At 60.6% G+C, this 14,975-nt stretch carries 15 protein-coding genes, 1 tRNA gene and 1 pseudogene; 13 read left to right on the top strand and 4 right to left on the bottom strand.

Annotation, left to right across the window (positions count from 1 at the left end; translation table 11 throughout):
• Positions 1-31: 31 nt before the first annotated feature.
• Both M5J09_RS07240 and M5J09_RS07235 read right to left on the bottom strand, forming a co-directional pair.
• Positions 32-1,384 (bottom strand): nicotinate phosphoribosyltransferase, encoded by a 1,353-nt coding sequence (locus tag M5J09_RS07240; RefSeq protein WP_201773952.1) that lies wholly within the window; start codon positions 1,382-1,384, stop codon positions 32-34.
• Positions 1,385-1,425: 41 nt separating this feature from the next.
• Positions 1,426-2,010 carry a hypothetical protein gene (locus tag M5J09_RS07235; RefSeq protein WP_246819981.1) on the bottom strand — a complete coding sequence of 195 codons (585 nt, stop codon included), beginning with the start codon at positions 2,008-2,010 and terminating at the stop codon, positions 1,426-1,428.
• A 92-nt stretch (positions 2,011-2,102) separates the two neighbouring features.
• Here M5J09_RS07235 and clpS point away from each other — a divergent pair, with 92 nt between their 5' ends.
• The 8 genes from clpS to rdgB all read left to right on the top strand — a co-directional run bounded on the left by clpS (position 2,103) and on the right by rdgB (position 7,644).
• The gene (gene clpS / locus M5J09_RS07230; protein ID WP_070537723.1) at positions 2,103-2,438 is read left to right on the top strand and encodes an ATP-dependent Clp protease adapter ClpS; all 336 of its coding nucleotides are present in this window, start codon (positions 2,103-2,105) and stop codon (positions 2,436-2,438) included.
• 14 nt (positions 2,439-2,452) lie between these two features.
• Positions 2,453-2,989, top strand: coding sequence for a DUF2017 domain-containing protein (locus tag M5J09_RS07225; RefSeq protein ID WP_042532118.1), 537 nt, complete (start codon positions 2,453-2,455; stop codon positions 2,987-2,989).
• Positions 2,990-2,993: 4 nt separating this feature from the next.
• The gene (locus M5J09_RS07220; RefSeq protein ID WP_042532116.1) at positions 2,994-3,941 is read left to right on the top strand and encodes a P1 family peptidase; all 948 of its coding nucleotides are present in this window, start codon (positions 2,994-2,996) and stop codon (positions 3,939-3,941) included.
• Positions 3,942-3,953: 12 nt separating this feature from the next.
• Entirely contained in the window at positions 3,954-4,676 is a 723-nt protein-coding gene (locus M5J09_RS07215; protein ID WP_042532114.1) for a rhomboid family intramembrane serine protease, read from the top strand.
• Entirely contained in the window at positions 4,676-5,452 is a 777-nt protein-coding gene (murI, locus tag M5J09_RS07210) for a glutamate racemase (RefSeq protein ID WP_042532112.1), read from the top strand. Before M5J09_RS07215 ends, murI begins: the two co-directional genes overlap by 1 nt.
• A 67-nt stretch (positions 5,453-5,519) precedes the next feature.
• Positions 5,520-6,287, top strand: coding sequence for an MBL fold metallo-hydrolase (locus tag M5J09_RS07205; protein WP_042532110.1), 768 nt, complete (start codon positions 5,520-5,522; stop codon positions 6,285-6,287).
• Between the two features lie 23 nt (positions 6,288-6,310).
• Positions 6,311-7,039, top strand: coding sequence for a ribonuclease PH (rph, locus tag M5J09_RS07200; protein ID WP_070537721.1), 729 nt, complete (start codon positions 6,311-6,313; stop codon positions 7,037-7,039).
• Complete coding sequence (gene rdgB, locus M5J09_RS07195) at positions 7,033-7,644, top strand: RdgB/HAM1 family non-canonical purine NTP pyrophosphatase (RefSeq protein WP_257157413.1); 612 nt, start codon at positions 7,033-7,035, stop codon at positions 7,642-7,644. The genes rph and rdgB overlap by 7 nt, the downstream gene beginning before the upstream one ends.
• Positions 7,645-7,750: 106 nt before the next feature.
• Here the strand turns inward: rdgB and M5J09_RS07190 are convergent.
• Positions 7,751-7,832 (bottom strand) — tRNA-Leu (locus tag M5J09_RS07190).
• Positions 7,833-7,975: 143 nt separating this feature from the next.
• Between M5J09_RS07190 and M5J09_RS07185 the strand changes: the two genes are divergently transcribed.
• The 3 genes from M5J09_RS07185 to M5J09_RS07175 are packed head-to-tail and all read left to right on the top strand — an operon-like array spanning position 7,976 to position 9,338.
• Positions 7,976-8,374 (top strand): hypothetical protein, encoded by a 399-nt coding sequence (locus tag M5J09_RS07185; protein ID WP_257157436.1) that lies wholly within the window; start codon positions 7,976-7,978, stop codon positions 8,372-8,374.
• Positions 8,371-8,727, top strand: coding sequence for a DUF3817 domain-containing protein (locus M5J09_RS07180; protein WP_042532102.1), 357 nt, complete (start codon positions 8,371-8,373; stop codon positions 8,725-8,727). The genes M5J09_RS07185 and M5J09_RS07180 overlap by 4 nt, the downstream gene beginning before the upstream one ends.
• A gap of 5 nt (positions 8,728-8,732) precedes the next feature.
• Entirely contained in the window at positions 8,733-9,338 is a 606-nt protein-coding gene (locus M5J09_RS07175; protein ID WP_042532100.1) for a hypothetical protein, read from the top strand.
• Between the two features lie 87 nt (positions 9,339-9,425).
• Here M5J09_RS07175 and M5J09_RS07170 read toward each other — a convergent pair whose 3' ends face one another.
• Positions 9,426-11,393 (bottom strand): solute carrier family 23 protein, encoded by a 1,968-nt coding sequence (locus M5J09_RS07170; protein WP_306558162.1) that lies wholly within the window; start codon positions 11,391-11,393, stop codon positions 9,426-9,428.
• Between the two features lie 328 nt (positions 11,394-11,721).
• On the opposite strand from M5J09_RS07170, the pseudogene pflB reads away from it, so the two are divergent.
• Together pflB and pflA are read left to right on the top strand one after the other, a co-directional pair.
• Positions 11,722-14,103 (top strand): annotated as a pseudogene (pflB, locus tag M5J09_RS07165) (formate C-acetyltransferase).
• Entirely contained in the window at positions 14,104-14,973 is an 870-nt protein-coding gene (gene pflA, locus M5J09_RS07155; protein WP_257157409.1) for a pyruvate formate-lyase-activating protein, read from the top strand.
• Positions 14,974-14,975: the final 2 nt, after the last annotated feature.

The following is a 14,975-nucleotide window of genomic DNA, read 5'->3' as shown; positions in this document are numbered from 1 at the left end:
TACTCGCACGCCATGCTGCGACGGCGGGTGGCTAGGAGTCGAACCCGATGAAGCGGGTGGGCACCGCCGGCTCGTCACGGGTCAACGCCAGGCCCTCCCATGGCAGGGTGGTGATGGCCTGAGCCAGGTACTCGCGGGATTCATGGAGGGTAGGCAGGCCCTCCACAATCTCGCCGTCGCGCATGAGAGGAACAGTCATCTCGCGGGTGCTCAGGGTGCCGGTGTCCGGATCCTGGGCGTCGAAAGGCAGCACGAGCTCCTCGACGGCCACGCCGGACGAGCGGTACGTGCGCAGCGCGCGCTTGGAACCACCGCGAGACTTTTTGGAGGAAGAACGCTTGGCCACCGGATGGCCATCGACCTCGACGACCTTGTAAACCATGCCTGCGGTTGGAGCGCCGGAACCAGTGACCACGGAGGTGCCCACGCCGTAGACATCGACCGGGTCGCCGCGGAGACCAGCGATGGCAAACTCATCGAGATCGGAGGAGACCACGATCTTGGTGTTGTGGTTTCCCAGGTCATCGAGCTGCGCGCGTACGCGACGGGTAACCGCAGCCAAGTCACCGGAGTCGATGCGGACACCGCCGAGTTCTGGGCCCGCAACCTTCACGGCGGTTTCCACCCCCTTGGTGATGTCATAGGTATCGACGAGCAGCGTGGTGTCCACACCGAGGGTCTCGATCTGGCCGCGGAAGGCAGCCTCTTCATTGGGGGTGCCATCCTCGTTGACGTGGGCCAGCGTCCAGGAGTGCGCAGCAGTTCCCGATACTGGGATGTCATAGCGGTAGCCCGCCTCCAGGTTAGAGGTGGCCTCGAAGCCCGCCAGGTAGGCAGCGCGCGCGGCAGTCACTGCGGCATACTCGTGCGCGCGGCGCGAACCCATTTCAATGATCGGGCGGCCATCAGCCGCTACGACCATGCGAGATGCCGCGGAGGCCACTGCGGAATCAGAGTTCATGATGGAGAGGAGGACCGTCTCCAGGATGAGGCACTCACCGAAGGTACCGCGCACCGTCAACAGCGGGGAGTAAGGGAAATAGATTTCGCCTTCGCGATAACCATCAATCTGACCGGAGAAACGATAATTGGCCAGGTAGTCCTTGGTCTGCTCATCGAGGAAATCCATCTCTGCCAGCTGCTGGGCTGTGAAGCGGAAGTCTCGCACCGCGCGCAGCACGCGCTCGGTTCCAGCGACGACGCCATAGCGCCGCTCGTTGGGCAGGCGGCGAGCAAAGACCTCGCAGGCAACTGTGCGGTGTGCAGAGCCATCACGGAGCGCTGCCTGCAGCATGGTGAACTCGTATTTGTCGGTGAGGAGGGCCGTGGAACGGTCAGAAGGAGCGCTTCCGGTCTCCACAACGTGTTCTGAGGTATTAGTCACATCAAAGATGCTACTCAGTGTGCCGCGAAAATTCAGTAAAACTATTCTTCGAGCTGGATGACTACGTAGACTTCGCCGTCACTGTAGGCCACGCCGACGGCGGCGGTGCTCATGCGGCGATCCCGAAGCGCAGCAAGGTGGGAGGGGGACTGGCGGAAGGCCTCGACAAATTCATAGCCGCTGGCTTGGTCGAGCGGAAGGTGGTGCTGCACCATCTGAACATTCTCATCCGCAGGTTTCTGGCTGTGTGTCACCGCGTTGCATTCGGCCTTTTCGCGAGCAGCGGTCTGGCGTTCGATCCACGGCAGCAGGGGCCCTTGATTGTCTTCCTTGCGCCACTCATTGAGGGCCTCGATGAGGTCAGTTTGAATATCCTGGAGCTGACGCTGCACGTAAACCTCAGGGAGCTCATAGTCGCACGCTGCTGGTGCCGGTTCGGGGGCCGGAGTGTCCTTCGAGCTGCCATCCTGTGAGGGACTAGTCAGGCTGATGATCGCGGTAACAAGGGTGCCACCGAAGACGACGGCAGTCAGGACACGCTTCAGGAGCAGCACGAGGTCATCTTTGGCCGGGCCGCGTCCGGCGAGGAGATCCGTCACGACGGTGGGGAGGAGAAAAGTGTTCATCGAAGTGCAGCCATCTGGAAGTGAAGTCACATATTGAGTCCCCGCTAGTATAGCGGCTCACAACGCCGGATTTTTTGGCTAGGGTGGAGGGCATGAATGCGCACCAAGAAACCTCCGCGGGCGTGGTAATGAGTTCGCCCATGGCCACCCCGGAACTGGATGAGGCTATTGAGGTCGACGTTGCCACGAGCGAAAACCTGCCGTGGATGTGCATCGTCTGGGATGATCCCGTCAACCTCATGAGCTACGTTTCCTATGTCTTTCAGACGGTCCTGGGCTATGACAAGAAGCGGGCTAACGAACTCATGATGCAGGTCCACACCGAAGGTAAAGCCGCCGTGTCTAGCGGTGAGCGCGATAAGGTTGAGGCCGATGTGAAGAAGCTCCAGGTCGCCGGCCTGTGGGCCACGATGCAGCAGGCGGGCTAAGGAGAAGAAACAGTATGCAGGCGTGGAAGAAGAAAAAGTCTCTCATGCGCGGTGCTAAGTTCACCGCTGTTTTCGAGCCAATGGAGCGCGAGGTCATTGGGGATCTCACCGCGACGGTCTCCGAAGCCATCATCGCCCGCGCCCAGTCCGCGCCGAAGGATGAATTGGCGGACCTTGTAGATATGCCCACCGGTCACACGGAGGCCCCGGAGGATCCTTCGCTGGCTCGCCTCTTCCCGGATTTCCAGAAGCCCGGCGATGAGGAATTCGATGGTGATAATTCCCTGCTGCGCTCGCTGCACGAGAATGATATTGCCCGCGCCAAGCTGGAAAACCTCCAAATCATCAACGAGGCGCTAGGCCCCACCGGTGGCGTGGAGGTCACCGTCAGTGAGGAGGAGGCCCACGCCTTCCTCGCCGGACTCAATGATTTGCGTCTTTTCGTTGCGGCGGGGGATCTTGATGACCATTCCCAGGGCGCAGACCGCGACACCCTCGTCGAGTGGCTGGCCTTCTGCCAGGACTCTTTGCTCAACGTCATTCTGGATTAAGCCCATGCGGAGTTTGCCCGAGATCGGATTTTCTGTCGGCCACGCCACGCGCGAGGATACTGGGGTTACCGTCATCTATTGTGGCGAGCACGGCGCAGTGGCCAGCGTTGACGTGCGCGGCGGCGGCCCCGGCACGCGCGAGACAGACTTGTTGGAGCCGCACAATACCGTCGAGCGTATCCACGCCCTAGTGTTGGCCGGCGGCTCGGCTTTTGGCTTGGCAGCCGCGGACGGAGTCATGCGCGAGCTTGCGGAGGCCGGGGTCGGTTTTCCCGTCTTTGGCGAGGACAAGCCGGGCCCACGCGTGCCTATCGTGCCCGGTGCGGTCATCTTCGATCTGTTGGCTGGCCCGCAGCGCCCTACCGCGGAGGATGGTGCAGCGGCCTTGCGCAGCGCATTGAGCGGTCATGACGCCTCTACAGGCAGCGTGGGTGCAGGGGTGGGGGCGTGCGCAGGCAAGGTGCGCGGGGGAGTGGGCATAGCGCTTATCGACGTCTCCCCCTACACCCTTGCCGCTGTCATCGTGGCCAACCCCGTGGGTAACGTCATCGATGGTGAGACCGGCCGGCTGTTCGGAGCTCCGGAGAAAACCCCCGTGGACGTGGAGCGCTTCGCCGCCGCACAGAGCCTGGCGGAGGCCCACCTCAACACGACCATCGGGGCTGTGCTCACAGATGCACCCATCACCAAGGCTCAGGCCAAGCGTTTAGCCTTGGCCGGCCACGATGGTATTGCGCGTGCGGTGCGCCCGGCGCACTCGCCACTGGATGGTGATGCGATCTTCGCGGCGTCGTCAAGCGCGGCGGGAACCGCCTCCGACGTAGACTCTGAGGTTCTCGCTACCTTGAGCGCCGCGGCGGCAGATGCTGTCGAGGCCGCAATCGTGGATGCCGTGGTGAGCGCCTCCCCGGGGCTGGGCTTAGAGGCGTACTCATCGCTGTTGGCTTGCTAAAGTTGGGACATTATGACGAGCAATGGACCGTTCGGCCAGAAGAATTCCCATCAGACCAACCCCTTCCAACCCATCCCGGGAAGCCCCGGGGTGAGCCACCAGCGCACCGTGAATTCGGGTGATTCGAAGAATTACACGCGCACCGGGAGGCTCAAGACGGCCGCAACTCTGACCGTGGGGTTCCTGGTCGTTGAGTGGGTTATCCACATCATCAACTTCCTCGTTTTCCGCAACGGGCTGGGTCAATACGGTATTCACCCGTTGGACTTCAACGGCATTTGGGGAATCTTCACCGCACCGCTGTTGCACGCGAATTTTGAGCACCTCATTGGAAACTCCCTACCAGGTGCGGTGTTTTGCTTCCTGATCGGTCTGTCCGGCCGCAAGGCGTGGTGGGAGGTCACCATCATCGTCGTGCTCATTGCGGGCGTCGGCACGTGGCTTCTGGGCGGGCCGGGTACCTCCCACATTGGTGCCTCGGGCATGGTCTATGGCTGGTTGTCTTACCTCATCGTCCGCGGCATCTTTAACCGGTCGCTGACGCAATTCCTTGTCGGTCTTGGTTTGGGCTTTGCCTACTCCGGTCTCATTTGGGGTGTGCTGCCTATTTATGAGGGCGTGAGCTGGCAAGGACACCTCTTCGGTGCGATCGGTGGCATCGTGGCGGGCATGGTGATTACCTCCGATGACCCGATCAAGAAGGTTACGCCGACGCCTAGGGCAGGGATGCGCTAATGCCTGATGCATCGTCCCCCATCGGCATCTTCGATTCGGGGGTGGGCGGGTTGACCGTGGCGCGCACCATCATTGAGCAGCTGCCGGACGAGTCCATCATGTACATCGGTGATACCGCCCATGCGCCGTATGGCCCGCGGCCGATTGCCCAGGTCCGTGAGTTGTCCACGGCCATTGCGGATGAGCTTGTGGAGCGCGGCTGCAAAATGCTCGTCATTGCCTGCAACACCGCCACTGCCGCCTTTCTTCACGACGCCCGCGAGCGCTACAGCATCCCCGTCGTGGAGGTTATCCGCCCGGCCGTGCGCCGAGCCATCGCCACGACACGCAACGGCAAGATTGGTGTCATTGGCACTGAGGGCACCATCAACTCCGGTGCCTATCAGGACCTGTTCGCGGTCAACCCCCATGTTGAATCGTTTTCCGTAGCCTGCCCGGACTTCGTGAATTTTGTGGAGCGCGGTATTACGGCCGGCCGCCAAATTCTGGGGGTGGCGGAGGGCTACCTCGCGCCTTTGCAATCCGCGGGGGTGGACACGCTCGTGTTGGGCTGCACGCATTACCCGCTGCTCACCGGGGTTATCCAGCTGGCCATCGGTGACAACGTTACGCTTGTGTCCTCCGCGGAGGAGACAGCGAAGGATGTCATGCGCATTCTCACCACAACAGACATGCTGGCGCCTCAGGGGCATACACCGACGCGCAGCTTTGAATGCACCGGTGACCATGAGTCGTTCTCCCAGCTGGCTACCCGCTTCTTGGGACCCCAGATTTAGCGGGACTCAACAGGTACAATCGACGCAAATCCAGCAATCCGCTTTGTTTCGTGGGACTATTGAACGCATGAAGTTGACCATCCTAGGCTGTTCCGGCTCGGTGCCGACTATCGGTAACCCCGCCTCCGGCTACCTCGTGTCTTTCGACTCTGCCCCGTCCATCGTTATGGATCTGGGCCCTGGCACCCTTGCTCGCCTGCAGGAACATCAAGATCCGTGTGATGCCCACGTGGCGTTGACCCACCTGCATGCAGACCACTGCCTGGACTTCCCTTCGCTGATGGTGTGGCGCCGCTTCCATCCCACGGCGCCGGCAGCTTCTCGCAATTTCTGCCTCGGTCCGAAGCGTACGGAATCCCATTTGGGCCGGTTGTCCTCGGATGACCCCGAGGGCGTGGATGACATGAGTGATACCTTCGCGTTCAGTCCCTGGGTGGACCGCGAGCGCCAGCTTGTCGACGATGTCTTTATCACCCCGTTCCGCACCGTCCACCCGGTAGAGACGTACGCACTGCGCATGGAGCACGCGAAAAGTGGGGCCACCTTGTGTTATTCCGCGGACTCGGCCTATACGCCCGCGCTTGTCGATGCCTCCCGCGGCGCCGACATTTTCCTTTGTGAAGCCGCATGGGGCGAAACCTCGGAGGACAAAGCACCGGACATGCATATGTCCGGCGCGGAGGCTGGACGCCTAGCCCGCGAGGCCGGAGTTAAGAAGCTCGTGCTCATTCACCTGCAGCCGTGGGGCGACGCCGCCGCTACCTATGCGGCCGCGGCCCGCGAGTTTGACGGTGAGATCGTCCTCGGTGCGTCCGGGATGGAGTTTGAGCTCTAAGGCCTGACGGTAGGGTAGGGGGCATGACTGATTTCACTCGTGCTGATGGTCGCGCGCTCGACCAACTCCGTAGCGTCCGCATTACCCGCAACTTCACCACCAACCCGGCTGGGTCGGTCCTCGTGGAGTTCGGCAACACCCGCGTCATGTGCACCGCCTCCGTCGAATTCGGAGTGCCCCGCTTCAAGAAGGATTCCGGCGAGGGATGGCTCACTGCCGAGTACTCCATGCTGCCGTCGTCCACGCATGAGCGCATGCCGCGTGAATCCATGAAGGGCAAGGTCAAGGGCCGTACCCACGAGATTTCTCGTCTGGTGGGGCGCTCCTTGCGTGCTGCCGTTGACCTGTCTGAGTTGGGCGAAAACACCATCCAGCTGGATTGCGACGTACTCCAGGCTGATGGCGGTACCCGCACCGCATCCATTACGGGCGCCTACGTGGCTTTGGCTGATGCGATTGCATACCTCAAAGAAGAGGGCGTTGTACCAGGCGAGCCCCTGCTTGACCCGATCGCGGCAGTCTCTGTGGGCATCATCGATGGGCACGTCTGCCTGGACTTGCCTTATGAGGAGGACTCCCGTGCCGAGGTGGATCTCAACGTGGTCATGCAGGAAGGCGGCGACTTCGTGGAAATCCAGGGCACCGGTGAGCACGGCCTCTTCGGCCGCCAAGAGCTCAACGACATGCTCGACGTAGCCCAGACCGGCTGCGCGCAGCTGATTGAGGCCCAGAAGGCGGCCCTGGGATGGTAAAGCTTCTCGTTGCCTCCAATAACACCAAGAAGCTTAAAGAGCTGGAAAAGATTCTGGCAGAGGCGGGCATCGCGGGTATCGAGCTTCTTCCGCTGTCCGCGGTGGAGGCCTACCCGGAGCCAGTTGAGGATGGCCGTACTTTTGCCGACAACGCTCTGATCAAGGCTCGCGCCGGGGTGGAGCACACCGGCCTGGCTACGATTGCTGATGACTCCGGCCTCGCCGTCGAGGAACTCAACGGTATGCCGGGTGTTCTTTCGGCGCGCTGGTCTGGCGGCCACGGTGATGATGAGGCGAATAACCGCCTTTTGTTGGGGCAGATGGCCCACGTTCCGGCTGAGCGCCGCGCAGCAGCATTCGTCTCGGTGTGTGCACTTGTGACCCCAGACGGTCTGGAGCACGTGGTGGAAGGCCGCTGGCCTGGTTCCCTTCTCACTGCGCCGCAGGGCGAGAATGGCTTCGGCTACGACCCTCTCTTCCAGCCCGAAGGCGAGGAGCGCTCCGCAGCCGACATGTCCCCGGAAGAAAAGAACGCTGTGTCGCACCGCGGCCGTGCTTTGGCCCAGCTGCGCGAACCGCTCGCTGCTCTGGCTAGCCGGTCCTAGGCATTCGCCGAGCCACGGCAGCATCTGACCGGGGGAGTCGGGTTCCTTAGCCCAAGCAACAAGGCCTGTGTTGAAGTACATAGCTTCAGCACAGGCCTTAACGTTGTGCGCCCGGTGAGACTTGAACTCACACGTCATAAGACACTAGAACCTAAATCTAGCGCGTCTGCCAATTCCGCCACGGGCGCAAACACAATTGCCACAGAGCACAGTGTGCTCGAAGCAACGCTGAATAGCATACAGGGCGGCAGGCCATCGACGGAAATCCACTTTTCAGATCGAGGTGGGTAGGCTGATACGCGTGAGCACCAACCAAGCCCCGCGAAAGAAGATGAAGGCCCGATGGTGGCATATCGTCCTCATCGTGTTTTTCGTCGTGCTCTTTTTGTTCCTTGCCTACTGGCAGTGGACGCGCTTTAAATCTGGATCGGGTACCTTCCAGAACCTAGGCTACGCCTTCCAGTGGCCGCTCTTTGCCGTGTTTGTGGTCTATGCCTATCGCACCGCGATGCGCTATGAGAACGAACGCATTGATACGGAGAATGAGGCCCTCGAAATGGGGCAGGAGCCTGCCCAATATGAAGCCACGCCCAAGGACGCCGCGCAGGAACAGCAGGTGACGAAGATCGACGAGGATTTCCTGCCGCCGCGGCCGCAGGTGGACGTCGAGACGTTTAACGCCATGAACAAACAGCGCCGCCGTCGCGGCACCGAAGAGGAGAACCTATGAGCAACCCAGCGACCAATGCCGTGCATCCAGACCGCAAGGAGCGTATCCGCGGTCCGCTGAAGTTCTTTTCCATCGCCGCTACGATTACGGGTATTTTCCTGCTCATTCTCGTTGTGCGTATGATCTTGCAGTACGGCGTGGGCATGGAGATGCCTTCCTGGGCCACCCTCATTGCCCAGGCTCACGGCGTCGCCTACATGGTCTACCTGGTATCCATCCTCATTCTTGGACCGCGTGCACTGTGGCCGGTGGGCAAGCTCATCACTACTGCCCTGGCCGGCGTGGTGCCTTTCCTGTCCTTCTGGATGGAGCACAAGCGCCGCAGTGAAGTAACCGAGCAGTTCCAGCTCTAAGATCCATGACGAGCCGCAAACTCAGCACCATGCTCATTGCTATCGTGGTGCTTCTTTCTTTAGTCTGCGCTGGCTTGGGCGTTTATGCTGTTCGCCAGCCACATGACGTCTATACGGCCCCAGTAGAGTCCACGAACTCACAGGTTGTCACGGCCGTGGAACGGCAGGAACAGGTTGTCTTGCTTAGCCTCGGAATCCAAGGTTTGGCGGAAAAATCTTCCGCTGGTGAGGTCTTTGGTGTGCGAGTTCCATGGACCGACCGTACCCAATTTGTCCAGTACTCCTATAAAGCCAAGCTCGGCATCGAAGGCAAGGATGTCCGCGTCACCGAGACGAGCGAGCATGCTTATACCGTTGACATCCCTGAGTTCATTTTCATTGGTCACAGCGATGAAGAGTTCAAGACTGCGGTGGAGGACAATGGTGTGCTGAGCTGGACCACGCAGCCGCTGGATGCCGCGTCCACGGTGTCTGATGTGTTGAGCGCCGATAAGAAGCGCAAGGATATCAACGACAATCGGGAGCTACTCCAAGACCAGGCCCGAGCCTTCTACGAGGGCATTATCCGGGGCGTGGACCCAGAGGCCCACGTCACCATGACATTCAAATAGCCCCACGTCTCCCCGTGGAGTGTCCTCCTCACCGTCGAATGACCCGCTTGTCGTCGAATGACCTGCTTGTCGTCGAATGAACTATGTTCATTCGACCTCGGTGAACTTGCGGTCCCAGTAGGCGCGCACCGGGTTGGCGTCTGCGAGGAGGATGTCGAAGCGGTCATTGGCAATTTCGATGATTTCGCTCAGGATGACACGCTGCTCTAGCTCATCGGAGTTGGCCAGGCGGCGCACGCCTTCGTCGATGACACGGTCGGCAGAATCGTTGGTGTCCAGGTAGGCAACGAAGGGCATGTCGAAGCGTTCGCGGTAGGCCTGGGAGACGTCGATAAGCTGCTGCGTCTGCACGTCATCGAGGTCATCAAGGGCTAGTGAGCCGCGGTCGGCGGAGATGGTTGCTGCGGTGTCGGCATCGGCCAAGAGCAGTTCATCCATTGCGGGGTAGTCGTGGATAAGTGTGCGGCGCTGCTCGCGCGACGCGGTGAGCACGGCGACCTGAATGGCTTCCCGCAACTGGCTGACATCGGCGAAGGGACGGGATTCCCACGCTGCTTCGAGCGGCCAGGTCTCATTGTTAAAGAGCGGGCGCAGCGCACCGACAAAGTCCTCGCGCTCCATCGCGTTGAGTTCCTTGAGTGAGACACCGGCGCCGTCGATGCGGCTGATGTCGTCACCAGACTGCGTGCCGATGTGGAAGAACAGTAGGTTGAGCAGAATGGCGGTGATTGCACCGATGGACATGCCGGAGGAGACGAAGATGCGCGCCCACTCCGGGAAGGCCTCAGCCACGTCGGGCTTAAAGGTGACGAGCATAGCCAGCCCCAGTGCAGTGGTGACGATGGCGGCGTTGCGTCCGTCAGCAATGTCTTCCTTTGCAATGGTCTGCAGGCCGGCCCACGCGACGTTGGCGAAGAGTGCCAGGGAAGCACCGCCCAGAACGGGGGAGGGGATAGCGGCGACGATGGCCGCAGCCTTGGGGAGCAGGCCCAGCACAATCATGAAGCCTGCGGCCGAGGCGGCAACCCAGCGTGACTTCACGCCGGTGAGGCGCACGAGGCCGACGTTTTGCGCGAAGCAGGTGTAGGGGAAGGAGTTCATCACACCGCCGAGGGTGGTGGAGAGGCCGTCGGCGCGAATCGCACGCACAACATCGTCACGTTTGATTCGCTTTTTCACAATCTCACCGGTGGCAAAAACATCACCGGTGGTCTCCACCATCGTGATGATCATGACGATGATGAGGGAAAGAATGGCAATGATGTCGAACTTCGGCATACCGAAGTAGAAGGGCGTGGTCACGCCGATGGCATCGGCCTCACGAACGCCGTCGAAGGACGTGTCACCCAATGCGAGGGCCACGCCGGTACCGATGACCAGCCCCAGCAGTACTGACAGCGTTCCCAGGAAGCCACGGAAGAAGCGTTGGACGATAATGATGATGGCGAGCGTGCCGAAGCCATACAGAAGATCGCGTGAGGCAGGAACCCCCTCGGCGTAATTGATGAAGTCATTGGCCGAGACCGCAAGCAGGGACGTACCCATCACGAGCAGCACGGTGCCGGTGACGATCGGCGGAAAGTATTTGAGGACGCGTCCGAAAACCGGTGCGGCGAGGAATGTGAAGATACCGGCGGCAATAATCGCGCCGTAAATGGTGGGCAGAGGCTGTTCACCCGCGCTCATGCCGATGGCGATGATGGGGCTCACCGCGGTGGTGGTCACGCCCTGGATGATGGGCAAGCGAACGCCAATGTGCTTGCCGACGCCCACCGCTTGGATCAACGTCGCCAGACCACAGGTCAACAGGTCCGCGTTGATGAGGTGAATGGTCGTCGCTTCATCCAGGCCGAGGGAGCCGGCGATGAGCAGCGGCACAATGACAGCGCCGGCGTAGAAGGCTAGGACGTGCTGGAGGCCGAGCGCCGCCAGTTTGGGAGCCGGTGGAACGGCATCCACGGGATGCACTGGAACAGTGGTTGGGCTGGCGGTGGCGGCGGTGTCAGACACGCTGAAAAGCTCCTTGGTGGAGGGCGAGATGAAGATACTGCGCATAACAATAGAGCGCGGCACAGACACGCACCAAGATCGAGCCAGAAACGTGTGTTAAACGCCACGTCAGGGGGTGATTTACCCCCGGTGCAAATAGTACGGTCGTTTCTTATGACAGCGATGACCAGTGGGGTGCTCGAAACGACAAGCGTTAGTGATCTGGAACATAAGAAGCGAGATATGAGCTATCCCGGCTTTGCCCCTACTATGGGCTACAGAGAGGGGTTCGGTGACGAACGTGTTGATCGATTTACCCGTGAGCTGGCGTCACCCGTAGCCCTTCTGCGACAGATTTCAACACGTCGTGTGAACTACGAAGGGAGTCATTATAGTGACCACCGCAACTGAGCAATCCGTGCAGTTTGAGGGTTGGAAGGGCTTTGAAGAAGGCCCGTGGACCGAGGGGATCGATGTCCGCGACTTCATCCAGCGCAACTACACCCCGTACGACGGAGATGCTTCCTTCCTCGCCGGTCCGACCGAGAAGACCAAGCGCGTCTGGGACCATCTGGAGGAAAATTACCTGTCCGTTGAGCGTCAGAAGCGCATCTTCGACGTGGACACCCATACCCCGACGGACATCGATGCCTTCCCCGCTGGCTACATCTGTGAGGATGACAACGTCATCGTCGGTCTGCAGACTGATAGCCCGCTCAAGCGCGCCATGATGCCGTACGGCGGCTGGCGCATGGTCAAGCAGGCCATTTTCGAGGCTGGCAAGGAAGTCGACCCGGATGTGGAGAAGATCTTCACCCGCTACCGCAAGACTCACAACGACGCCGTCTTCGATATTTACACCCCACGCATCCGCGCTGCTCGTTCCTCCCACATCATTACCGGCCTGCCGGATGCTTATGGCCGTGGCCGCATCATCGGTGACTACCGCCGTGTGGCCCTCTACGGTGTTGACTACCTCATTGCTGAGAAGGAAGCATCCAAGCATGCAGTGGGCGATGTTGGATTCTCCGAGCACTGGGCTCGCTACCGTGAGGAGCACTCCGAGCAGATCAAGGCCCTGAAGAAGCTCAAGAAGATGGCTGAGTCCTATGGCTTTGACATCTCCAAGCCGGCGAAGACCGCTCACGAGGCAGTGCAGTGGACCTACTTCGGCTACCTGGCTTCCATCAAGTCCCAGGACGGCGCCGCGATGTCCATCGGCCGCCTCTCCGCCTTCTTCGATGTTTACTTCGAGCGTGACCTTGCCGCTGGCATCATTACTGAGGAAGATGCCCAGGAGATCATCGACCAACTGGTGCTCAAGCTGCGCATCGTGCGCTTCCTGCGCACCGAGGACTACGACCAGATCTTCTCCGGTGACCCGTACTGGGCAACCTGGACCGACGCTGGTTTCGGTTCCGATGGCCGCCACATGGTCACCAAGACCTCCTTCCGTCTCCTGCAGACTTTGGTCAACCTTGGCCCGTCCCCGGAGCCGAACATCACCATCTTCTGGGATCCGAGGCTGCCGGAGGGCTACAAGGAATTCTGTGCCCACATCTCCATTGAGACCTCGTCCATCCAGTACGAGTCTGATAAGCAGATTCGTGAGCAGTGGGGCGATGACGCGGCGATTGCGTGCTGCGTGTCCCCGATGGCCGTCGGCAAGCAAATGCAGTTCTTCGGTGCCCGCGTGAACGCCGCCAAGGCTCTGCTTTACGCCATCAACGGTGGCCGCGATGAGGTCAGTGGCAAGCAGGTCGTCGATGGCTATGAGGCTATTCAGGGTGACGGCCCGCTCGACTTCGATGAGGTCTGGCAGAAGTACGAGGAGATGCTGGACTGGGTTGTCGGCACCTACGTCGAGGCCCTCAACATCATCCACTACTGCCACGACAAGTACGCCTACGAGGCCGTCGAGATGGCGCTGCACGATTCCGACATCGTGCGCTCCATGGGCTGCGGTATCGCCGGTCTGTCCATCGTGGCTGACTCCCTCTCCGCCATCAAGTACGCCGACGTTTACCCAGTGCGCGATGAGACGGGCCTCATCGTGGACTACAAGACCGAGGGTGACTTCCCGTTCTACGGCAACGATGATGACCGCGCCGATGACATCGCCGCCACCATCGTTCACACCGTGATGTCCAAGATTAAGGCCATCCCGATGTACCGCAACGCCATCCCGACCCAGTCCGTGCTGACCATTACCTCCAACGTTGTCTACGGCAAGGCCACTGGTTCCTTCCCGTCCGGCCACGAGGCAGGTACTCCGTTCGCCCCGGGCGCAAACCCGGAGAACGGTGCGGACAACCACGGCATGGTTGCGTCCATGCTGTCCGTGGGCAAGCTGGACTACAAGGATGCGCTCGACGGCATCTCGCTGACGAACACCATCACCCCGTCCGGTCTGGGCCGCACGCCTGAGGAGCGCATCACCAACCTGGTGGGTGTCCTCGACGCCGGCTTCATCATGGATTCCAAGTAAACCTCTTTCACACCACTTTCCAAAGGAGAACACATCATGGCTACCCCAACTTTCGACGAGCGCCTCGCAACCATGAAGGCCAACCGCAGCGCCAACAACATGGACTCGGGCCTCTACCACGCCAACATCAACGTTCTGGACAAGGCCACCCTCGAGGACGCCGTTGAGCACCCGGAGAAGTACCCGAACCTCACCGTTCGCGTCTCCGGCTACGCGGTCAACTTCGTCAAGCTGACTCGCGAGCAGCAGCTCGACGTCATCTCCCGTACCTTCCACCAGGGCTCCTAAATGGCAGATGGCATTACCGGCGTCGTCCACCTATCCCCTGAAGAGGGAGACAAGGTGCGCGGCGCCGCCGCCGGTTTGGGCACAGATAATAACCTCGACGACATCACCCGCCCAGAGTTGATGCAGGCACGCCGTTCTGGCGATATTGCCTTGGTTCACTCCTGGGAGATCGTGACCGCCGTGGATGGACCTGGAACCCGCATGACCATGTTCATGTCGGGCTGCCCGCTGCGCTGCCAGTACTGCCACAACCCTGACACGATGGAGATGAAGGTCGGCACACTGGAGCGCATCGACGATGTGGTGAAGCGCATTAAGCGTTATAAGCCTATCTTCAACGCCTCCGGCGGCGGACTGACGTTGTCGGGTGGCGAGGCGCTGTTCCAAATCGCTTTCACCCGGCGCCTGCTCAAAGAGGTCCATGACGCCGGTATTCATACGACGATTGACACGTCGGGATACCTAGGCTCACGCGTGCGCGATGAGGACATGGACAACATCGACCTGGTTCTTCTGGACGTTAAGGCGGGTGACGAGGACACCTATAAGGAGGTCACGCGCCGCGAGCTGCAGCCGACCATCGACTTCGGTGACCGCCTCAACGAGATTGGCAAGCCAGTGTGGATCCGTTTCGTGGTGGTGCCCGGCTTGACTGACTCTCCGGAGAACGTCGCCAACGTTGTCAAGATTGTCTCCCGCTGGAAGAGCAACGTCGAACGCGTCGAGGTCCTGCCCTTCCACAACATGGGCGCGGACAAGTGGCGCGAGTTGGGCTACCCGTACACACTCGAGGACACCAAGCCGCCGAAACCGGAAGATGTTGAATCTATCCGCGATGCGTTCCGCGAGGAGGGTTTCGTGGTCTACTAGAA

The sequence above is a fragment of the Corynebacterium sp. BF-R-2 genome, from assembly GCF_024586525.1.
In the GTDB taxonomy this organism is placed as follows: domain Bacteria; phylum Actinomycetota; class Actinomycetes; order Mycobacteriales; family Mycobacteriaceae; genus Corynebacterium; species Corynebacterium singulare.
Note: the sequence above shows the minus strand (reverse complement) of the source record. Positions and strands in the feature narration are given on the sequence as shown.